We start from the raw sequence: 14,642 nt of genomic DNA on the forward strand, positions 1-14,642 counted from the left end.
CTCGGCTGACGCACGCGTTTTGATCGTGACGCCGGACACCTCTGTACGAAACCGTTTCGTTTCGCAGTCCGGCCGGTGTACCGTCGAGGTGTACGAAACCGTTTCGTATCGACGTTCGCGAAGGAGGCCGGCGCACATGGCCCGTACCAGGCTCACCCCGGAGCGCGAGTCCGAGCTGTACGACGCCGTCCTCGATCTGCTCCGCGAGGTCGGCTATGACGCCCTCACCATGGACGCCGTCGCCGCCCGCACCCACTCCAGCAAGGCCACCCTCTACCGCCAGTGGGGGAGCAAGCCGCAGCTGGTCGCCCATGCCCTGCGGAACAACAAGCCGGTCCGCCTCGACGAGATCGACACCGGCTCGCTGCGGGGCGACTTCCACGAGATCCTGTCGCGCTCCGACGACTGCCGGCTGGAGCAGGACTCCGCGCTCATGCGGGGCCTCGCCCACGCCGTCCACGACAACCCCGAACTGCTGCGGGCACTGCGCGAGCTGCTCATCGAACCCGAGATGACCGGCCTCGACGGAGTCCTGCGGCGCGCCGTCGAGCGCGGCGAGGTCGCCGTGGACAACCCCGCGCTGAAGCTCGTCCCCCACATGCTGATCGGCGCCTTCGTCGCCCGGCCCCTGGTCGAGGACCGGCCGGTGGACCAGGCGTTCCTGACCGCGTACGTCGACGCCGTGGTGCTCCCCGCCCTCGGCCTCTGATCGTCCCCCCACCTACCTGACACGTACCGCTCACGCTGTCGGGCCGTCTCCCCACGACCCTGTCCGATCCACACCTCCGGGAGTCGCCCCCGTGGCCACGTTCCTCTACCGACTCGGCCGGCTCGCCTTCCGGCGCCGCCATGTCGTGACCCTCCTCTGGGTCGCGCTGCTGGCGCTCGCCGGCGTGGGCGCGGCCTCCGCGCCCGCCGCGACGTCCAGCTCGTTCTCCATACCCGGCACGGAGGCCCAGAAGGCCTTCGACCTCCTCGAACAGCGCTTCCCGGGCGCCGGTGCCGACGGCGCCACCGCCCGCGTCGTCTTCAAGGCGCCCGACGGCGCGAAGATGACCGACCCCGAGCGCAAGGCCGTCGTCGACAAGGCCGTCGGCGAGCTGCGCTCCGGCTCCGACCAGGTCGCCTCGGTCACCGATCCGTACGCCGTCCAGGCCGTCTCCCGCGACGGCACGACGACCTACATCCAGGTGTCGTACAAGGTCAACGGCATGGAGCTGACCGACGCGACGCGCGAGGCGCTCAAGGAGACCGGCGCCGAGGCGCGGCAGGGCGGGCTCACCGTCGAGATCGGCGGTGACGCGCTGCAGACCGTGCCCGAGACCGGCTCGGGCGAGATCATCGGCGTCATCGTCGCCGGGATCGTCCTCGTCATCACCTTCGGGTCCCTGGTCGCCGCCGGACTGCCGCTGCTCACCGCGCTCGTCGGCGTCGGCATCGGCGTCTCGACCATCACGGCCCTGGCGAGCGTCCTCGACCTCGGCTCCACCACCTCCACGCTCGCGATGATGATCGGCCTCGCGGTCGGCATCGACTACGCGCTCTTCATCGTCTCCCGCTACCGCGCCGAGCTCGCCGAGGGCCGCGACCGCGAGGAGGCGGCCGGGCGGGCCGTCGGCACCGCCGGCTCCGCGGTCGTCTTCGCGGGCCTCACCGTCGTCATCGCGCTCGTCGGCCTGGCCGTCGTCAACATCCCGATGCTGACGAAGATGGGCTTCGCCGCCGCCGGCACGGTCCTGATCGCCGTCCTCATCGCGCTCACCTTCATCCCGGCGCTGCTCGGCTACGTCGGCAAGCGCGTCCACGGCCGCAAGGCCCGCAAGAACCCCGTTCCGGCGTCGGACGAGGACAAGCCCAACATGGGCACCCGCTGGGCGCGCTTCGTCCTGCGCCGTCCGCTCGTCGTCCTGCTGGTCGGCGTCGTCGGCCTCGGCGCGGTCGCGCTGCCCGCCGCCTCGCTGGAGATGGGCCTGCCCGACGACGGCTCCCAACCCACCTCCACCAGCCAGCGCCGCGCGTACGACCTGCTGTCGGACGGCTTCGGCCCCGGCTCCAACGGGCCGCTCATGGTCGTGGTCGACGGCGACAAGACCGCGGCCGACCGTACGGTCACGACGATCCGGGGCCTGGACGGCATCGCGGCCGTCACCCCGCCCACCCCCAACAAGGCGGGCGACACCGCGATCATCACCGTCGTCCCGAAGGACCGCCCCTCCTCCACCGCGACCGAGGAGCTGGTCCACTCCATCCGGGACACCACCGGCGACGACGTGCTCGTCACCGGCGCCACCGCGATGAACATCGACTTCTCGCAGAAGATGAACGACGCGCTGCTGCCCTACCTGGCGCTCGTCGTCGGCCTCGCGTTCCTGCTGCTGATGGTGGTCTTCCGCTCGGTGCTGGTGCCGCTGAAGGCGGCCCTCGGCTTCCTGCTCTCGGTCGTCGCCGCGCTCGGCGCGGTCGTGGCGGTCTTCCAGTGGGGCTGGCTCGGCTCGCTCTTCGGCGTCGAGCAGACCGGCCCGATCATGAGCATGATGCCGATCTTCATGGTGGGCGTCGTCTTCGGCCTGGCCATGGACTACGAGGTCTTCCTCGTGACCCGGATGCGTGAGGCGTACGTCCACGGCGAGCGGCCCGGCCAGGCCGTCGTCACCGGCTTCCGGCACGGCGCCCGCGTCGTCACGGCCGCCGCGGTGATCATGATCGCGGTCTTCGCGGGCTTCATCGGCTCCAGCGAGCAGATGGTGAAGATGATCGGCTTCGGGCTCGCCGTCGCCGTCTTCTTCGACGCGTTCATCGTGCGGATGGCCATCGTCCCGGCCGTCCTGGCCCTGCTCGGCCGCGCCGCCTGGTGGCTGCCGCGCTGGCTCGACCGCGTCCTGCCCAACGTGGACGTGGAGGGTGAGGGCCTGCGGAAGGAGCTCTCCGGCGCACCCGGGGAAGGGGAGCGGGAGCTCGTCCGCGCCTGATTCCCGTTCCGGCTACGCCGTCACCGCGTCACGTGCGACGCGGTGGCGGCGTACGTGCGCCGCAGGAAGCGCAGCAGCGCCGAGGAGTCGAACTGCACCATCGCCACGTCGCCGGAGGTGTGCAGCTCCACCACCGTCTGGACCCGGCCGCAGGGCCAGACCCCGATGTCGCCGTGGCGGGCGGGGGCGCGAAGGCCCCGCTCCAGTACGGCCCGGGGGAAGGTCCAGGTGGTGCCTTCGGGGAAGACGAGGCGGACGGTGGCGGAATCGCCGGCCTCGGTGTCGGAGGGGTCGCAGCGCAGGGCGACCGGAACGGGGCGCGAGAGGGGGCCGTCGTCGACGATCAACCCCTTGGCATGGATTTCGACCATGGGGATCGTGTTCCCCTCAAGAGGGGGTTCCTCGGCGGAGACCATCGTGCGACTCCTCACACTCGCCAGACCTATACCTTATGTCCTATTTGTCTAGCGCGTGCGCCCCGGCTCGTTTCTGTGACGGGTACGCTCTTGCAACTTGTTCGCAAGAAGCCCCATCATCGAACGGTCCACACCGGGCCCCCACCCTGTCCGAAAGCGGTCCCCGCCATGCATGTCCCCGACGGTTTCATCAACGCGCCCGTCTCCGCGGCCGCCGGCCTCGCCGCCGCGGGCGCGGTGGCCGTGAGCCTGCGCGGGGCCCGCAGGGAGTTGGACGACCGTACGGCGCCGCTCGCGGGGCTCGTGGCGGCGTTCATCTTCGCCGTGCAGATGCTGAACTTCCCCGTCGCCGCCGGCACCAGCGGACACCTGCTCGGCGGCGCGCTCGCCGCGATACTCGTCGGCCCGTACACCGGCGTGCTCGTCATCGCCGTCGTCCTGCTGATGCAGGGCATCCTCTTCGCCGACGGCGGCCTGACCGCGCTGGGCGTCAACATCACCGTCATGGGCGCGGTCACCGTCGTCACCGCGTACGGGTTCTTCCGCGGCCTGGTCCGCGTCCTGCCGCGCACCCGCCGCTCGGTGACCGTCGCCTCCTTCGTCGCCGCGCTCGTCTCCGTGCCCGCCGCGGCCGCCGCGTTCACCCTGATCTACGCCGTCGGCGGCACCACCGACGTCCCCGTCACCAAGGTCTTCACCGCCATGGTCGGCGTCCACGTCCTGATCGGCATCGGCGAGGCGGCCATCACCACCGCGACCGTCGGCGCCGTCATCGCCGTACGCCCCGACCTGGTGTACGGCGCCCGCGGCCTGACCGCGCCGCTCAAGCTGCGGGTCGGCGGGGAGCTGGTCGACGCCGCCCCGGCCGCGGCTCCGGCCGCCGCCGCGCCCCGCTCCACCAAGAAGGTGTGGGCCACCGGACTGGCCACCGCCCTCGCGCTGGCCGGAGTCGTGTCCTTCTACGCCTCCGCCAGCCCCGACGGCCTGGAGAAGGTCGCCGCCGACCAGGGCATCGACACGAAGGTCGAGGACCACGCCGCCAAGGATTCGCCGCTCGCCGACTACGGCGTCAGCGGCGTCACGAACGCCCGCCTGTCCGGGGGGCTGGCGGGCACCATCGGCGTGGGCGCGACGGTCGCCGTCGGCACAGGCGTGTTCTGGGCCGTACGGCGCCGTCGCGCGGAGGCGACGGCTCCGGCCTCCGGGGCGACCACCGCCGCGCGGGAAACCGTCTGACGTGGGCGCGGGCCACTCGCACAAGCTCTACCGGCACGGGCACTCGCCCGTGCACCGGCTCCCGCCCCACTGCAAGCTCGCCGCCGTCTTCTGCTTCGTCGTGGTCGTGGTCTCCACGCCCCGCGAGGCCGTATGGGCCTTCGGCCTGTACGCGGTGCTGCTCGGCGCGGTCGCGGCGGCCGCCCGCGTCCCGGCGGGCTTCGTGCTGCGGCGGCTGGTGATCGAGGTGCCGTTCGTGGCCTTCGCGTTCCTGATGCCGTTCGTGGTGCCGGGGCACCAGACGGAGGTGCTCGGCGTCTCCGTCTCCGTACCCGGCCTCTGGGACGCCTTCAACGTCCTCGCCAAGGGCACCCTCGGCGTCGCCGCGTCCGTCCTCCTCGCCGCCACCACCGAGCTGCGCGCCCTGCTGCTCGGCCTGCAGCGGCTGAAGCTGCCCCCGCTCCTCGTCCAGATCGCCTCCTTCATGATCCGGTACGGCGACGTCATCACCGACGAGATGCGGCGCATGTCCGTCGCCCGCCGCTCGCGCGGCTTCGAAGCCAGGGGCGTACGCCACTGGGGCGTGCTCGCCAAGTCCGCCGGCGCGCTCTTCATCCGCTCGTACGAACGCGGCGAACGCGTCCACCTGGCGATGGTCAGCCGCGGCTACGCCGGCACCATGCCCGTCATCGACCAGGCGACGGCCTCCCGGGCCCAGTGGTCGGCGGCCGCGGCCCTCCCGCTCACGGCTCTCGCCGTCTGTCTGCTGGGATGGACGCTATGAGTCTCAGTTTCGTCCCGTCGCTCCAGGTGCGCGGCCTCGCGTACGCCTACCCCGACGGCCACCAGGCGCTCTTCGGCGTCGACCTGACCGTCGAGCGCGGCGAGCGGGTCGCCCTCCTCGGGCCCAACGGCGCCGGCAAGACCACCCTGGTCCTGCACCTCAACGGCATCCTCGGCGGCGGGGTCGGCACGGTGACGGTCGCCGGGCTGCCCGTCGAGAAGGCGAACCTCGCTGAGATCCGCCGCAAGGTCGGCATCGTCTTCCAGGACCCGGACGACCAGCTCTTCATGCCGACCGTCCGCGAGGACGTCGCCTTCGGCCCAGCGGCGGCCGGGATGCGCGGCCCCGAGCTGGAGGCCGTCGTCATGAAGGCTCTCGCCCGGGTCGGCATGGAGGCGTACGCCGACCGGCCGCCGCACCACCTGTCCTTCGGGCAGCGGCGGCGGGTGGCCGTCGCGACCGTCCTCGCCATGGAACCGGAGATCCTCGTCCTCGACGAGCCGTCGTCCAACCTGGACCCGGCCTCCCGTCGCGAACTCGCCGACATCCTGCGCTCCTTGGACGTCACCGTCCTGATGGTCACGCACGACCTGCCGTACGCCCTGGAGCTCTGCCCCCGTTCGGTCATCCTCAGCGAGGGCGTCATCGCGGCGGACGCCCCGACCCGGGAGCTGCTCTGCGACGACGCGCTCATGCGGCGCCACCGCCTGGAGCTGCCGTTCGGCTTCGACCCGACCACGACCCGGAATCCGGCCTCCCACTGACGCGTTGCACCATGGGTGTGAGCGAAAGGGGTGGGCGTGGACGTCCAGGGCACAGTGCAGGCGGGTTTCGAACCGGTCAAGGACGCTTTCATCCGCAACTTCGAACAGCGGGGCGAACGGGGCGCGGCCGTCGCCGTCTACCGCGACGGCCGCAAGGTCGTCGACCTGTGGGCGGGCGCCAAGGACGTGGACGGGACCGCCCCCTGGGCCGTGGACACCGCCCAGATCGTCCGCTCCGCGACCAAGGGCGTGGCCGCCGCCGTCCCCCTGCTGCTGCACCAGCGCGGGCAGCTGGACCTGGACGCGCCCGTGGGAACGTACTGGCCGGAGTTCAAGGCCGCCGGCAAGGAGCGGGCCCTCGTCCGGCACCTGCTGGCGCACCAGGCGGGCGTCCCGGCCGTCGACCGGCCGCTGACCTTCGCCGAAGCCGCCGACCCGGACACCGCCGCGGCCGCCGTCGCCGCGCAGGCGCCCGCGTGGGAGCCGGGCAGCGCCCACGGCTACCACGCCCAGACGTACGGCTGGCTGCTGGCCGCGCTCGTCCAGCGGGTCACCGGCCGCACCATCGGCCGCTGGGTCGCCGAGGAGGTGGCCCGCCCCCTCGGCCTGGACCTGTGGATCGGCCTCCCCGACGACGAGGCGCACCGCGTCGGCCGCGTCGGCCCCGTCGAGGAGCCCACCGAGGGCGGCGGCGCCCTCAAGCTGCGCCCCAAGCGCTCGGTCGCCGACGCCTACGCCGACCCCGCCTCGCTCACCCGGCGCGCCTTCGGGGCGATCGCCCCGGCCCCCGACGAGAACGACCCCGCGTACCGCGCCGCCGAACTCCCCGCCTCGGCGGGCATCTCCACCGCCCGTGCCCTGGCCCGCTTCTACGCCGCCACCCTCGGTCCCGTCGACGGCCACCGCCTTTTCGCCCCGGCGACGCTCGCCATGGCCCGCACGGAGGAGGCCGTGGGCCCGGACCGCGTCCTCGTGGTGAACACCCGCTTCGGCCTGGGCTACATGCTCCACGGCCCCGCCTCGCCCCTGCTGTCCCCCGGCTCCTTCGGCCACCCGGGCCGCGGCGGCTCCCTCGGCTTCGCCGACCCGGCGTCGGGCATCGCCCTCGGCTACGTCACCAACGGCATGCGCAAGGGCGTCACGGCCGACCCGCGGGCCCAGGCGCTGATACGGGCGGTCCGTGCGGCGATCGCCGGAGACGTCACCTAGGGTGATTCCCATGACTGACAACAGCGACAAGAGCAACGTCTTCTTCGACATCACGATCAACGACGAGCCGGCCGGCCGGATCGTCTTCAAGCTGTACGACGACGTCGTCCCGAAGACGGCCCGCAACTTCCGCGAGCTCGCCACCGGCCAGCACGGCTTCGGCTACGAGGGCTCCGGCTTCCACCGCATCATCCCCTCCTTCATGCTCCAGGGCGGCGACTTCACCGCCGGTAACGGCACCGGCGGCAAGTCCATCTACGGCGAGAAGTTCGCCGACGAGAACTTCCAGCTCAAGCACGACCGCCCGGGCCTGCTGAGCATGGCCAACGCGGGCCGCAACACCAACGGCTCGCAGTTCTTCATCACGACGATCGTCACCGACTGGCTCGACGGCAAGCACGTCGTCTTCGGCGAGGTCGTCGAGGGCATGGACCTGGTCAAGAAGATCGAGTCCCTCGGCACCAGCGCGGGCACCCCGAAGGCCAAGGTCACCATCGCCAAGTCCGGCACGGTCTGAGCCCCCCGCCGCAACGGGACCGGCCGCCGCGCGGCCGGTCCCTGCGGCCGCCGGCCCCTGCTCACCGCTTCCTGAAGTGCTCGACCAGCCGCGCGTAGCTGTCCTTGGCGTGCCCCTCTTCCACGGCCTTGTCCACGAGACCGAGGGTGTAGCCGGGGAACGCGGCATCGATGTTCCGCGCCTCGCTCTCGCGGACGAGGTCCTCGAGCGAGGGACGGTGGTGCTGGAGTGCTCCGTACTCCGTCGCGTACGCGCCGCGGTCCACTTCGTCGGCGGTCGTCGGCAGGAAGGCCAGCAGCGCGGAGAGGGACGGGGCGGCGTCGTCCAGGAACCGCTTCACCTCGATGCCCTCGCTGGACAGCAGGGCGGCCGCGTGCAGGAACCCGTTGAGCGCGCCCCACATCGTGTCGTGCACGGCCATCCCGTACAGCGCTGGTATACCGGCGTCGGCCGCGATCAGGGTTCCCCGGCCGCCGATGAGCCGGAGCGTCGGCTGGAAGCGGTCGTACACGGCGTCGGAGCCGCCGTAGAAGACCACGCTCTCCGCGCCTCCGACGGCCGGAGCGATCGTCATGATCTGCCCGTGCAGGTACTGCGCGCCCTGGCGCCCGGCCCAGTCGGCCACCGTCCTGACCTCCGCCGACGTCCCGTCCGTCAGGTTGAGCACGGCGCGACCGGACAGCGCGTCCCCTGAGGCTTCCAGCAGCGCGCGGGCCGTGGCGTTGCCCTTCACGCTGACGACCACGAGCGAACCGGCGGCGACGGCGTCCCGAACGGTCGCGGCCCGCTGAGCCCCCCTGGCGACCAGGGCGTCGGCCTTCTCCGGCGTACGGTTCCACACCGTGGTCGGATGCCCGCCGTCCAGGAAGGCGCTCGCGAGGGCGAAGCCCATCTCGCCCAACCCGAGCACGGTCACGGCCGGCTGGGCATCGGTCTGTGCTGAGGCAGTCGTCGTCATCGTCATCCTCGTTCGGGTCGCCGTGGCCCGGCGGGTGCGGGGCGACACGGTGGTGCGGAACGTCACGCTAGAAGCTGAACCGCACTTGAGGTCAAGGGAGTCGTCGTCGACGATCAGGGCTCGGGCGTCGGCGCCGTACACCGCCCCTACGATGACGCTCATGACACACGCCGAGCACCTTCAGCGGCCGTTCTGGGACACCGGCAGCGACCGCCAGGTGCAGCCGCCCCTGACCGAGAAGTCGATCGCGGAGGCACAGCGGCTGTTGGACGTCGTGCTTCCCGACGCTCTGCTCGAACTCCTCCGCGAACAGAACGGCGGCCTGGTCGCGTCGAGCCGGGACGCCTTTCCCACCAGTCGGCCGACCTCGTGGGCGCCTGACCACGTCCCCCTCGACTTCGTGATGGGCATCGGCCACGACGAGCAGGCGCTGTCCCTGGTGGACAGCCCGTACCTGGTGGAGGAGTGGGGGCTGCCCGCGGACGTGGTCCTGATCTCGGGCGGCGGGCACTACTGGATCGGGCTGGACTACCGTGCCTGCGGCCGGCAGGGGGAGCCGTCGGTGGTCTGGTTCGACGCCGACGACCATTCCGAACTCGCCCTCGCCCCGGACTTCCGCTCCTTCGTCGAGGGCCTCACCTCCTCCGCCGACTTCGACGACGACTGAGGGAAGGTCCGTCCGTCAGGGCCGGAGTCACGGCCCGTACGCCGACGGAGGCGCACGCCCCCTGGGCCTCGCCCCGCGCGCCCTACCGCGCCTGCAGCACCGACGCCACCAGAGGCCCCGCCGCGTCGCCGCCGTGGCCGCCGGACTGGACGACCGCCGCGGCCGCGAGGTCGTCGGCGTACCCGGTGAACCAGCTGTTGGAGGAGGACTGGCTGTCCACCTCGGCCGAACCGGTCTTCGCGCCCTTGTCGTTCGTGCCGAGCCCGGACATCGCCCGCGCGCCGGTCCCGTTGGTCGCCGTCGCGTGCATCATGTCGCGCAGGGCGCTCGCGATGGAGCCGGGGAGCGGCCGGGCGGTGGCCGGCGCGCGGTCGAGCAGGTCGCGCGGGACGATGACCGGCTGCTTGAAGGAGCCGTTCTTCGCGGTGGCGGCGATCGAGGCGACGTTGAGGGCGTTCATCGTGATCTTGCCCTGGCCGATGTACGAGGCCGCCGTCTCGGCCCCCGCCGACTGCGGCACGCTGCCGTCGATGGAGCGGACGCCGGTGTTCCACTCCTCGCCGATGCCGAAGTAGGTGCGGGCCGTGGCGCCCAGCGCCGTACCGGCGACGCCCTTGTCGTTCAGCGGCTTGACGGCCTTGATGAAGGCGGTGTTGCAGGAGCGGCGGAAGCTGTCCCGGAAGGTGCCGCCCTGGATGTCGAAGCCGTTCAGGTTGTGGAAGGGCACGCCGTCCCAGGTGACGTTCGCCGGGCACTCCACGCGGTCGCCGGGGCCGGAGACCACGCCCTGGTCCAGCATCATCGCCGCCGTCACGATCTTCATCGTCGAACCGGGCGCCTGCACCCCCAGGAACGCGGCGTTGAAGCCGTCCTTCCGGTTGTTGGCGACCGCCCGTATCTCCCCGGTGCTCGGCTTGATCGCCACCACCGACGACTCGCCGTACCGCCGCACCGCCTGCTCGGCGGCGGCCTGCACGTCCGCGTCCAGCGTGGTCCGCAGCTCGCCCGGCTCGCCCTTGGCGAGCGTCAGCAGCGTCTCCTTCGCCGCGCCCTCGGCCGCGCCCGCGGCCGCCGGCTCGATCCACGTCTCCACGCCCGGCTTGCCGCCCGTCTCGGAGCCGTACTTCTCGCGCAGCTGGTCCAGGACCGGGCCGAGCGAGGGGTACTTCTCCTTCGTCAGCTCCCGGCCCTCGTGGTCGACGGCCTTCACCGGCGGGTCGGGCGCCTCGCCCGTCCGCAGGACGGCGTCCTTGGTGAGCTTCGGGTGGATGACCGCCGGCTGCCAGTCCACCAGAGGCCTGCCCGTCGTGACGCCCCGCACCACCGTCAGCTCGGAGGCGTACGTCCAGCGCTTGGAGACGCCTTCGTACGTCACCGTCGCGTCGACCGTGAACGGCACCTTCGTACCGACCGCCTTGCCCGGCGTGATGACCGCCTTCGAGACGTGGGCCTCCTCGCGGAAGCCCCGTACGGCCGGGGTCGCGGTGCCGGCGGCGTTGGTCAGCTCGCCCGCCGTGTCCGCGTCGCCCCCGGCCCACGCCGCCAGGAACTCCTTCGCCGTCCGCTCCACCTCGTCGCCGGTGACCGGCCCGCTCCCGGCGCTCCGCGTCCCGGGGGCGGCCTTCGACGAGGACGCGGCCGTCGTCCCCATCACCCCGTTCCACAGGTTGTACGCGCCGTACCCGACGCCGCCCGCCACCACGGCGAACACACTCCCGACGACGGCCACCTTCGCTCCGCTGCGCATCCGTGCAGTCCCCCTCCGCCCCGTAAACGGCAGTAACGCTACGGGACGGTAGTGACAACGGTGCCCGTCGTTATCCGAACGGAACGTCAGCCCCGGCTCACACCCACGTATCCAGCCACATCCGGTCCCGCCACTCGTCCATCGGGATCGACTGACCCGTGTACAGCGGCCAGAAGTAGATGAAGTTCCAGATGATCAGCAGCACCAGCACGCCCACCGCCACGGCCCCCACCGTGCGGCGCCGCTCCGCCGAGCCGTCGTGGCCCGGCGGGCCCAGCATGGCCCCCGCCATCATCGCCACCGCCAGGCACAGGTAGGGGACGAACACCACGGCGTAGAAGAGGAAGATCGTGCGGTGCTCGTAGTGCAGCCACGGCACCCACCCGGCGGCGAAGGCGCAGGCGATCGCGCCCGCGCGCCAGTCGCGGCGGAAGAACCAGCGCCACAGGACGTACAGGACCGCGAAGCACGCCGCCCACCACAGCAGCGGCGTACCGATCGCCAGCACCTCGCGCGCGCACTTCTCCGTGGCGTCCGCGGGGCAGCCGGCCGTCCCCGGCGCCGGGTCCTCGTAGAAGTACGAGACGGGCCGGCCCAGCACCATCCAGCTCCACGGGTTCGACTGGTACGTGTGCCCCGAGGTGAGCTGGATGTGGAAGTCGTAGACCTGCGTCTCGTAGTGCCACAGGCTGCGCCACCAGTCCGGGAACAGCCAGGACCACATGCTGTCCTTGCCGTCCTTCGTGGCCCAGTCCCGGAAGTAGCCCTTGCCCGTGAAGATCCAGCCCGACCAGGAGGCGATGTACGTCACGACCGCCACCGGCACCGTCGACACGAACGCCGGCAGCAGGTCGCGCCTCAGCACCGCCCCGTACGGCCGGAAGGCACCCGCCGTACGGCGCGCGCCCACGTCCCACAGGACCGTCATCACACCGAACGCCGCCAGGAAGTACAGGCCGTTCCACTTCGTCGCGCACGCCAGCCCCAGCAGCACCCCGGCGCCGATCCGCCACGGCCGCCACCCCAGGCCCAGCGTCTCCGCGATCCGCACGTCCGGCCGGAGCACCCCGTCCGCGTCGGCCGGCAGGGCGGCCGCCAGCCGCGCCCGCGCCCGGTCGCGGTCGACCAGCAGGCAGCCGAAGGCCGCCAGCACGAAGAACATCACCACCAGGTCGAGCAGCGCCGCCCGGCTCATCACGAAGTGCAGCCCGTCCACCGCGAGCAGCGCGCCCGCCAGGCACCCGAGGAACGTCGACCGCGTCAGCCGCCGCCCGATCCGGCACAGCATCAGCACCGACAGCGTGCCGAGCACCGCCACCATGAAGCGCCAGCCGAACGGGGTGAAGTCGAAGATCCACTCGCCGAGTCCGATGACCCACTTGCCGACCGGCGGGTGCACCACATAGCCCGGTTCCGTCGGCACGATCACCGCGCCGGGGTCGGCCAGGATCGACTTGTCGACGTCCTTGGGCCACGACCCCTCGTACCCCTGGTTGATCAGCGCCCAGGCGTCCTTGGCGTAGTACGTCTCGTCGAATATCACCGCGTGCGGCCGGCCCAGGTTCCAGAACCGCAGCACCCCCGCCACCAGCGCCACGAGCAGCGGCCCGCCCCACGCCGTCAGGCGCACCAGCCCGTCCGCCGCGGTGGGCGGCACCCCGAGGACCGTCCACGTCCGGCCCGAGGGGCGCGTGTACGGGGGAACCAGCCGCTCCCGCAGGCCGGGCACGGGCCGCGGGGCGTAGCCGAAGCGGCGCAGGCGCCGTTGCCAGGAGGGCGGACTCCCGATGCCGTCGGCGCCCTGCGCGCGCAGGGCCTTCTGAGCAGTACTGGTCACCGCGCCATCGTAGGGAACGCGCCTGTGCGCGTCGCCTCTCCGGGCTGCGAGGATGGCACCTGTGACAGGAACGGGAACGGTAACCGGAACGCTCGTCCTCGCGGGGACCCCGATCGGTGACGTGGCGGACGCCCCGCCGCGGCTGGCCGCCGAGTTGGAGGGCGCCGACGTCATCGCCGCCGAGGACACCCGGCGGCTGCGGCGGCTGACGCAGGCGCTCGGCGTGCACACGCGCGGCCGGGTCGTGTCGTACTTCGAGGGCAACGAGTCCGCCCGTACCCCCGAGCTGGTCGAGGCGCTCGCGGGCGGGGCGCGCGTGCTGCTGGTCACCGACGCGGGCATGCCGTCCGTCTCCGACCCCGGCTACCGGCTGGTCGCCGCCGCCGTCGAGCGGGACATCCGGGTGACCGCCGTGCCGGGCCCGTCCGCCGTGCTGACGGCGCTCGCGCTGTCCGGGCTGCCCGTGGACCGCTTCTGCTTCGAGGGCTTCCTGCCGCGCAAGGCCGGCGAACGGCTCGGCCGGCTCCGCGAGGTCGCCGCCGAGCGGCGCACCCTCGTCTACTTCGAGGCCCCGCACCGCCTCGACGACACGCTCGCCGCGATGGCCGAGGTCTTCGGCCGGGAGCGCCGCGCCGCCGTCTGCCGCGAGCTGACCAAGACGTACGAGGAGGTCAAGCGCGGCGGGCTCGGCGCGCTGGCCGCGTGGGCCGCCGACGGCGTGCGCGGCGAGATCACCATCGTCGTGGAGGGCGCCCCGGAGCCCGCGCCCGGCGACCTCGACGCGGAGGAGCTGGTGCGCCGGGTGCGGGCGCGCGAGGAGGCGGGGGAGCGGCGGAAAGAGGCCATCGCGGCGGTCGCCGCCGAGGCGGGCCTTCCCAAGCGGGAGGTGTTCGATGCCGTCGTGGCGGCAAAGAACGCGCCAGGCGGAAGCTCGGCCAAGCCCGCCGGAGAGTAAAGGACTATCGTAAAAAGCAAAGCCCCGACCGCTCGGCAGGCCTTTCGGCATGGGATGCCCCAAAGCCGGACCAATTTTCGGCATGCGGCGATGCGCTCCCGCCCGTAAAGGCGTCCACTGGCAGCAGTGGAAAGGAGCCAGCATGAGCGAGACCACCAGCACTCCTCCAGTCGCCCACGAGGCGTACTCCTTCGCCTGTATGAAGTGCGGATACGGCTGGGAGCAGGCCTACGACATCGAGCACTACACGGACGCGAGCGGACACGAGTTCGTGGTCTACAAGGCCGAGGGGCGCCGCGTTCCCTCGCCGCTCTCCAACCCCACGTGCCCCAACTGCGAGTCGCACCGCGTCCGCATCATGCGGTCCGGCCGGGTGTCGTCCGTCCTGGACCTGATGGCGCAGGCGTACGAGACGACGGAGAAGAAGAAGGGGACCGGTCAGGAGGCCGAACCGGTCGCCCCCGCCGGGCCCCTCGGCCAGAAGGCCGAGGAGCCGAAGACCGAGCGCGGCCCGGAGGAGCAGACACGGCGCGAACCGCACCACTGGCACCTCGGCGACCTCCTGCGCCACTGGCACCGCAAGTAACCGGCTCCCGGGTGGCTC

The 14,642-nt window shown here is 72.2% G+C and carries 14 protein-coding genes; 10 read left to right on the plus strand and 4 right to left on the minus strand.

What is annotated here, in order from left to right:
- The first annotated feature begins 136 nt into the window (after positions 1-136).
- Both AC07FJ_RS17785 and AC07FJ_RS17790 read left to right on the plus strand, forming a co-directional pair.
- On the plus strand, positions 137-709 hold the full coding sequence (locus AC07FJ_RS17785) for a TetR/AcrR family transcriptional regulator (protein WP_479049916.1): 573 nt from the start codon (positions 137-139) through the stop codon (positions 707-709).
- 91 nt (positions 710-800) lie between these two features.
- Complete coding sequence (locus AC07FJ_RS17790) at positions 801-2,969, plus strand: MMPL family transporter (protein WP_479049918.1); 2,169 nt, start codon at positions 801-803, stop codon at positions 2,967-2,969.
- 20 nt (positions 2,970-2,989) lie between these two features.
- Here AC07FJ_RS17790 and AC07FJ_RS17795 read toward each other — a convergent pair whose 3' ends face one another.
- Positions 2,990-3,340 (minus strand): SsgA family sporulation/cell division regulator, encoded by a 351-nt coding sequence (locus tag AC07FJ_RS17795; protein WP_479049920.1) that lies wholly within the window; start codon positions 3,338-3,340, stop codon positions 2,990-2,992.
- A gap of 213 nt (positions 3,341-3,553) precedes the next feature.
- Here AC07FJ_RS17795 and AC07FJ_RS17800 point away from each other — a divergent pair, with 213 nt between their 5' ends.
- Genes AC07FJ_RS17800 through AC07FJ_RS17820 form a run of 5 tightly spaced genes read left to right on the plus strand, consistent with a single transcriptional unit; the run spans position 3,554 to position 7,874 of the window.
- Positions 3,554-4,621: an energy-coupling factor ABC transporter permease gene (locus tag AC07FJ_RS17800; protein WP_479049922.1), complete on the plus strand. Its 1,068-nt coding sequence runs from the start codon at positions 3,554-3,556 to the stop codon at positions 4,619-4,621.
- A gap of 1 nt (position 4,622) precedes the next feature.
- The gene (cbiQ, locus tag AC07FJ_RS17805) at positions 4,623-5,384 is read left to right on the plus strand and encodes a cobalt ECF transporter T component CbiQ (protein WP_479049924.1); all 762 of its coding nucleotides are present in this window, start codon (positions 4,623-4,625) and stop codon (positions 5,382-5,384) included.
- On the plus strand, positions 5,381-6,148 hold the full coding sequence (locus AC07FJ_RS17810) for an energy-coupling factor ABC transporter ATP-binding protein (RefSeq protein ID WP_479049926.1): 768 nt from the start codon (positions 5,381-5,383) through the stop codon (positions 6,146-6,148). Before cbiQ ends, AC07FJ_RS17810 begins: the two co-directional genes overlap by 4 nt.
- A 36-nt stretch (positions 6,149-6,184) precedes the next feature.
- On the plus strand, positions 6,185-7,357 hold the full coding sequence (locus AC07FJ_RS17815; protein WP_479049928.1) for a serine hydrolase domain-containing protein: 1,173 nt from the start codon (positions 6,185-6,187) through the stop codon (positions 7,355-7,357).
- Between the two features lie 10 nt (positions 7,358-7,367).
- Positions 7,368-7,874 carry a peptidylprolyl isomerase gene (locus AC07FJ_RS17820; protein ID WP_479049930.1) on the plus strand — a complete coding sequence of 169 codons (507 nt, stop codon included), beginning with the start codon at positions 7,368-7,370 and terminating at the stop codon, positions 7,872-7,874.
- 61 nt (positions 7,875-7,935) lie between these two features.
- On the opposite strand, the gene AC07FJ_RS17825 is transcribed toward AC07FJ_RS17820, so the two are convergent.
- Positions 7,936-8,994, minus strand: coding sequence for an NAD(P)-dependent oxidoreductase (locus AC07FJ_RS17825; RefSeq protein WP_479049932.1), 1,059 nt, complete (start codon positions 8,992-8,994; stop codon positions 7,936-7,938).
- On the opposite strand from AC07FJ_RS17825, the gene AC07FJ_RS17830 reads away from it, so the two are divergent.
- Positions 8,993-9,499, plus strand: coding sequence for an SMI1/KNR4 family protein (locus AC07FJ_RS17830; RefSeq protein ID WP_479049934.1), 507 nt, complete (start codon positions 8,993-8,995; stop codon positions 9,497-9,499). The genes AC07FJ_RS17825 and AC07FJ_RS17830 overlap by 2 nt on opposite strands.
- 82 nt (positions 9,500-9,581) lie before the next feature.
- On the opposite strand, the gene AC07FJ_RS17835 is transcribed toward AC07FJ_RS17830, so the two are convergent.
- Entirely contained in the window at positions 9,582-11,246 is a 1,665-nt protein-coding gene (locus tag AC07FJ_RS17835; protein WP_479049936.1) for a penicillin-binding transpeptidase domain-containing protein, read from the minus strand.
- A 97-nt stretch (positions 11,247-11,343) separates the two neighbouring features.
- Positions 11,344-13,083: a dolichyl-phosphate-mannose--protein mannosyltransferase gene (locus AC07FJ_RS17840; protein WP_479049938.1), complete on the minus strand. Its 1,740-nt coding sequence runs from the start codon at positions 13,081-13,083 to the stop codon at positions 11,344-11,346.
- A gap of 61 nt (positions 13,084-13,144) precedes the next feature.
- On the opposite strand from AC07FJ_RS17840, the gene rsmI reads away from it, so the two are divergent.
- Positions 13,145-14,038 (plus strand): 16S rRNA (cytidine(1402)-2'-O)-methyltransferase, encoded by an 894-nt coding sequence (rsmI, locus tag AC07FJ_RS17845; protein WP_361418149.1) that lies wholly within the window; start codon positions 13,145-13,147, stop codon positions 14,036-14,038.
- A gap of 142 nt (positions 14,039-14,180) precedes the next feature.
- A complete protein-coding gene (locus AC07FJ_RS17850; protein WP_479049940.1) occupies positions 14,181-14,624 on the plus strand; it encodes a hypothetical protein in 444 nt (147 codons plus the stop codon).
- Positions 14,625-14,642 lie beyond the last annotated feature (18 nt).

Source organism: Streptomyces sp. NPDC045998 (genome assembly GCF_056430285.1).

What these genes read in the sequence shown, in the direction of transcription:
- AC07FJ_RS17850 (WP_479049940.1), top strand. Translation starts at nt 14,181, where the DNA reads ATGAGCGAGACCACCAGCACTCCTCCAGTCGCCCACGAGGCGTACTCC.
- AC07FJ_RS17795 (WP_479049920.1), bottom strand. Translation starts at nt 3,340, where the DNA reads ATGGTCGAAATCCATGCCAAGGGGTTGATCGTCGACGACGGCCCCCTC.
- AC07FJ_RS17820 (WP_479049930.1), top strand. Translation starts at nt 7,368, where the DNA reads ATGACTGACAACAGCGACAAGAGCAACGTCTTCTTCGACATCACGATC.
- AC07FJ_RS17810 (WP_479049926.1), top strand. Translation starts at nt 5,381, where the DNA reads ATGAGTCTCAGTTTCGTCCCGTCGCTCCAGGTGCGCGGCCTCGCGTAC.
- AC07FJ_RS17835 (WP_479049936.1), bottom strand. Translation starts at nt 11,246, where the DNA reads ATGCGCAGCGGAGCGAAGGTGGCCGTCGTCGGGAGTGTGTTCGCCGTG.
- AC07FJ_RS17800 (WP_479049922.1), top strand. Translation starts at nt 3,554, where the DNA reads ATGCATGTCCCCGACGGTTTCATCAACGCGCCCGTCTCCGCGGCCGCC.
- AC07FJ_RS17830 (WP_479049934.1), top strand. Translation starts at nt 8,993, where the DNA reads ATGACACACGCCGAGCACCTTCAGCGGCCGTTCTGGGACACCGGCAGC.
- AC07FJ_RS17825 (WP_479049932.1), bottom strand. Translation starts at nt 8,994, where the DNA reads ATGAGCGTCATCGTAGGGGCGGTGTACGGCGCCGACGCCCGAGCCCTG.
- AC07FJ_RS17785 (WP_479049916.1), top strand. Translation starts at nt 137, where the DNA reads ATGGCCCGTACCAGGCTCACCCCGGAGCGCGAGTCCGAGCTGTACGAC.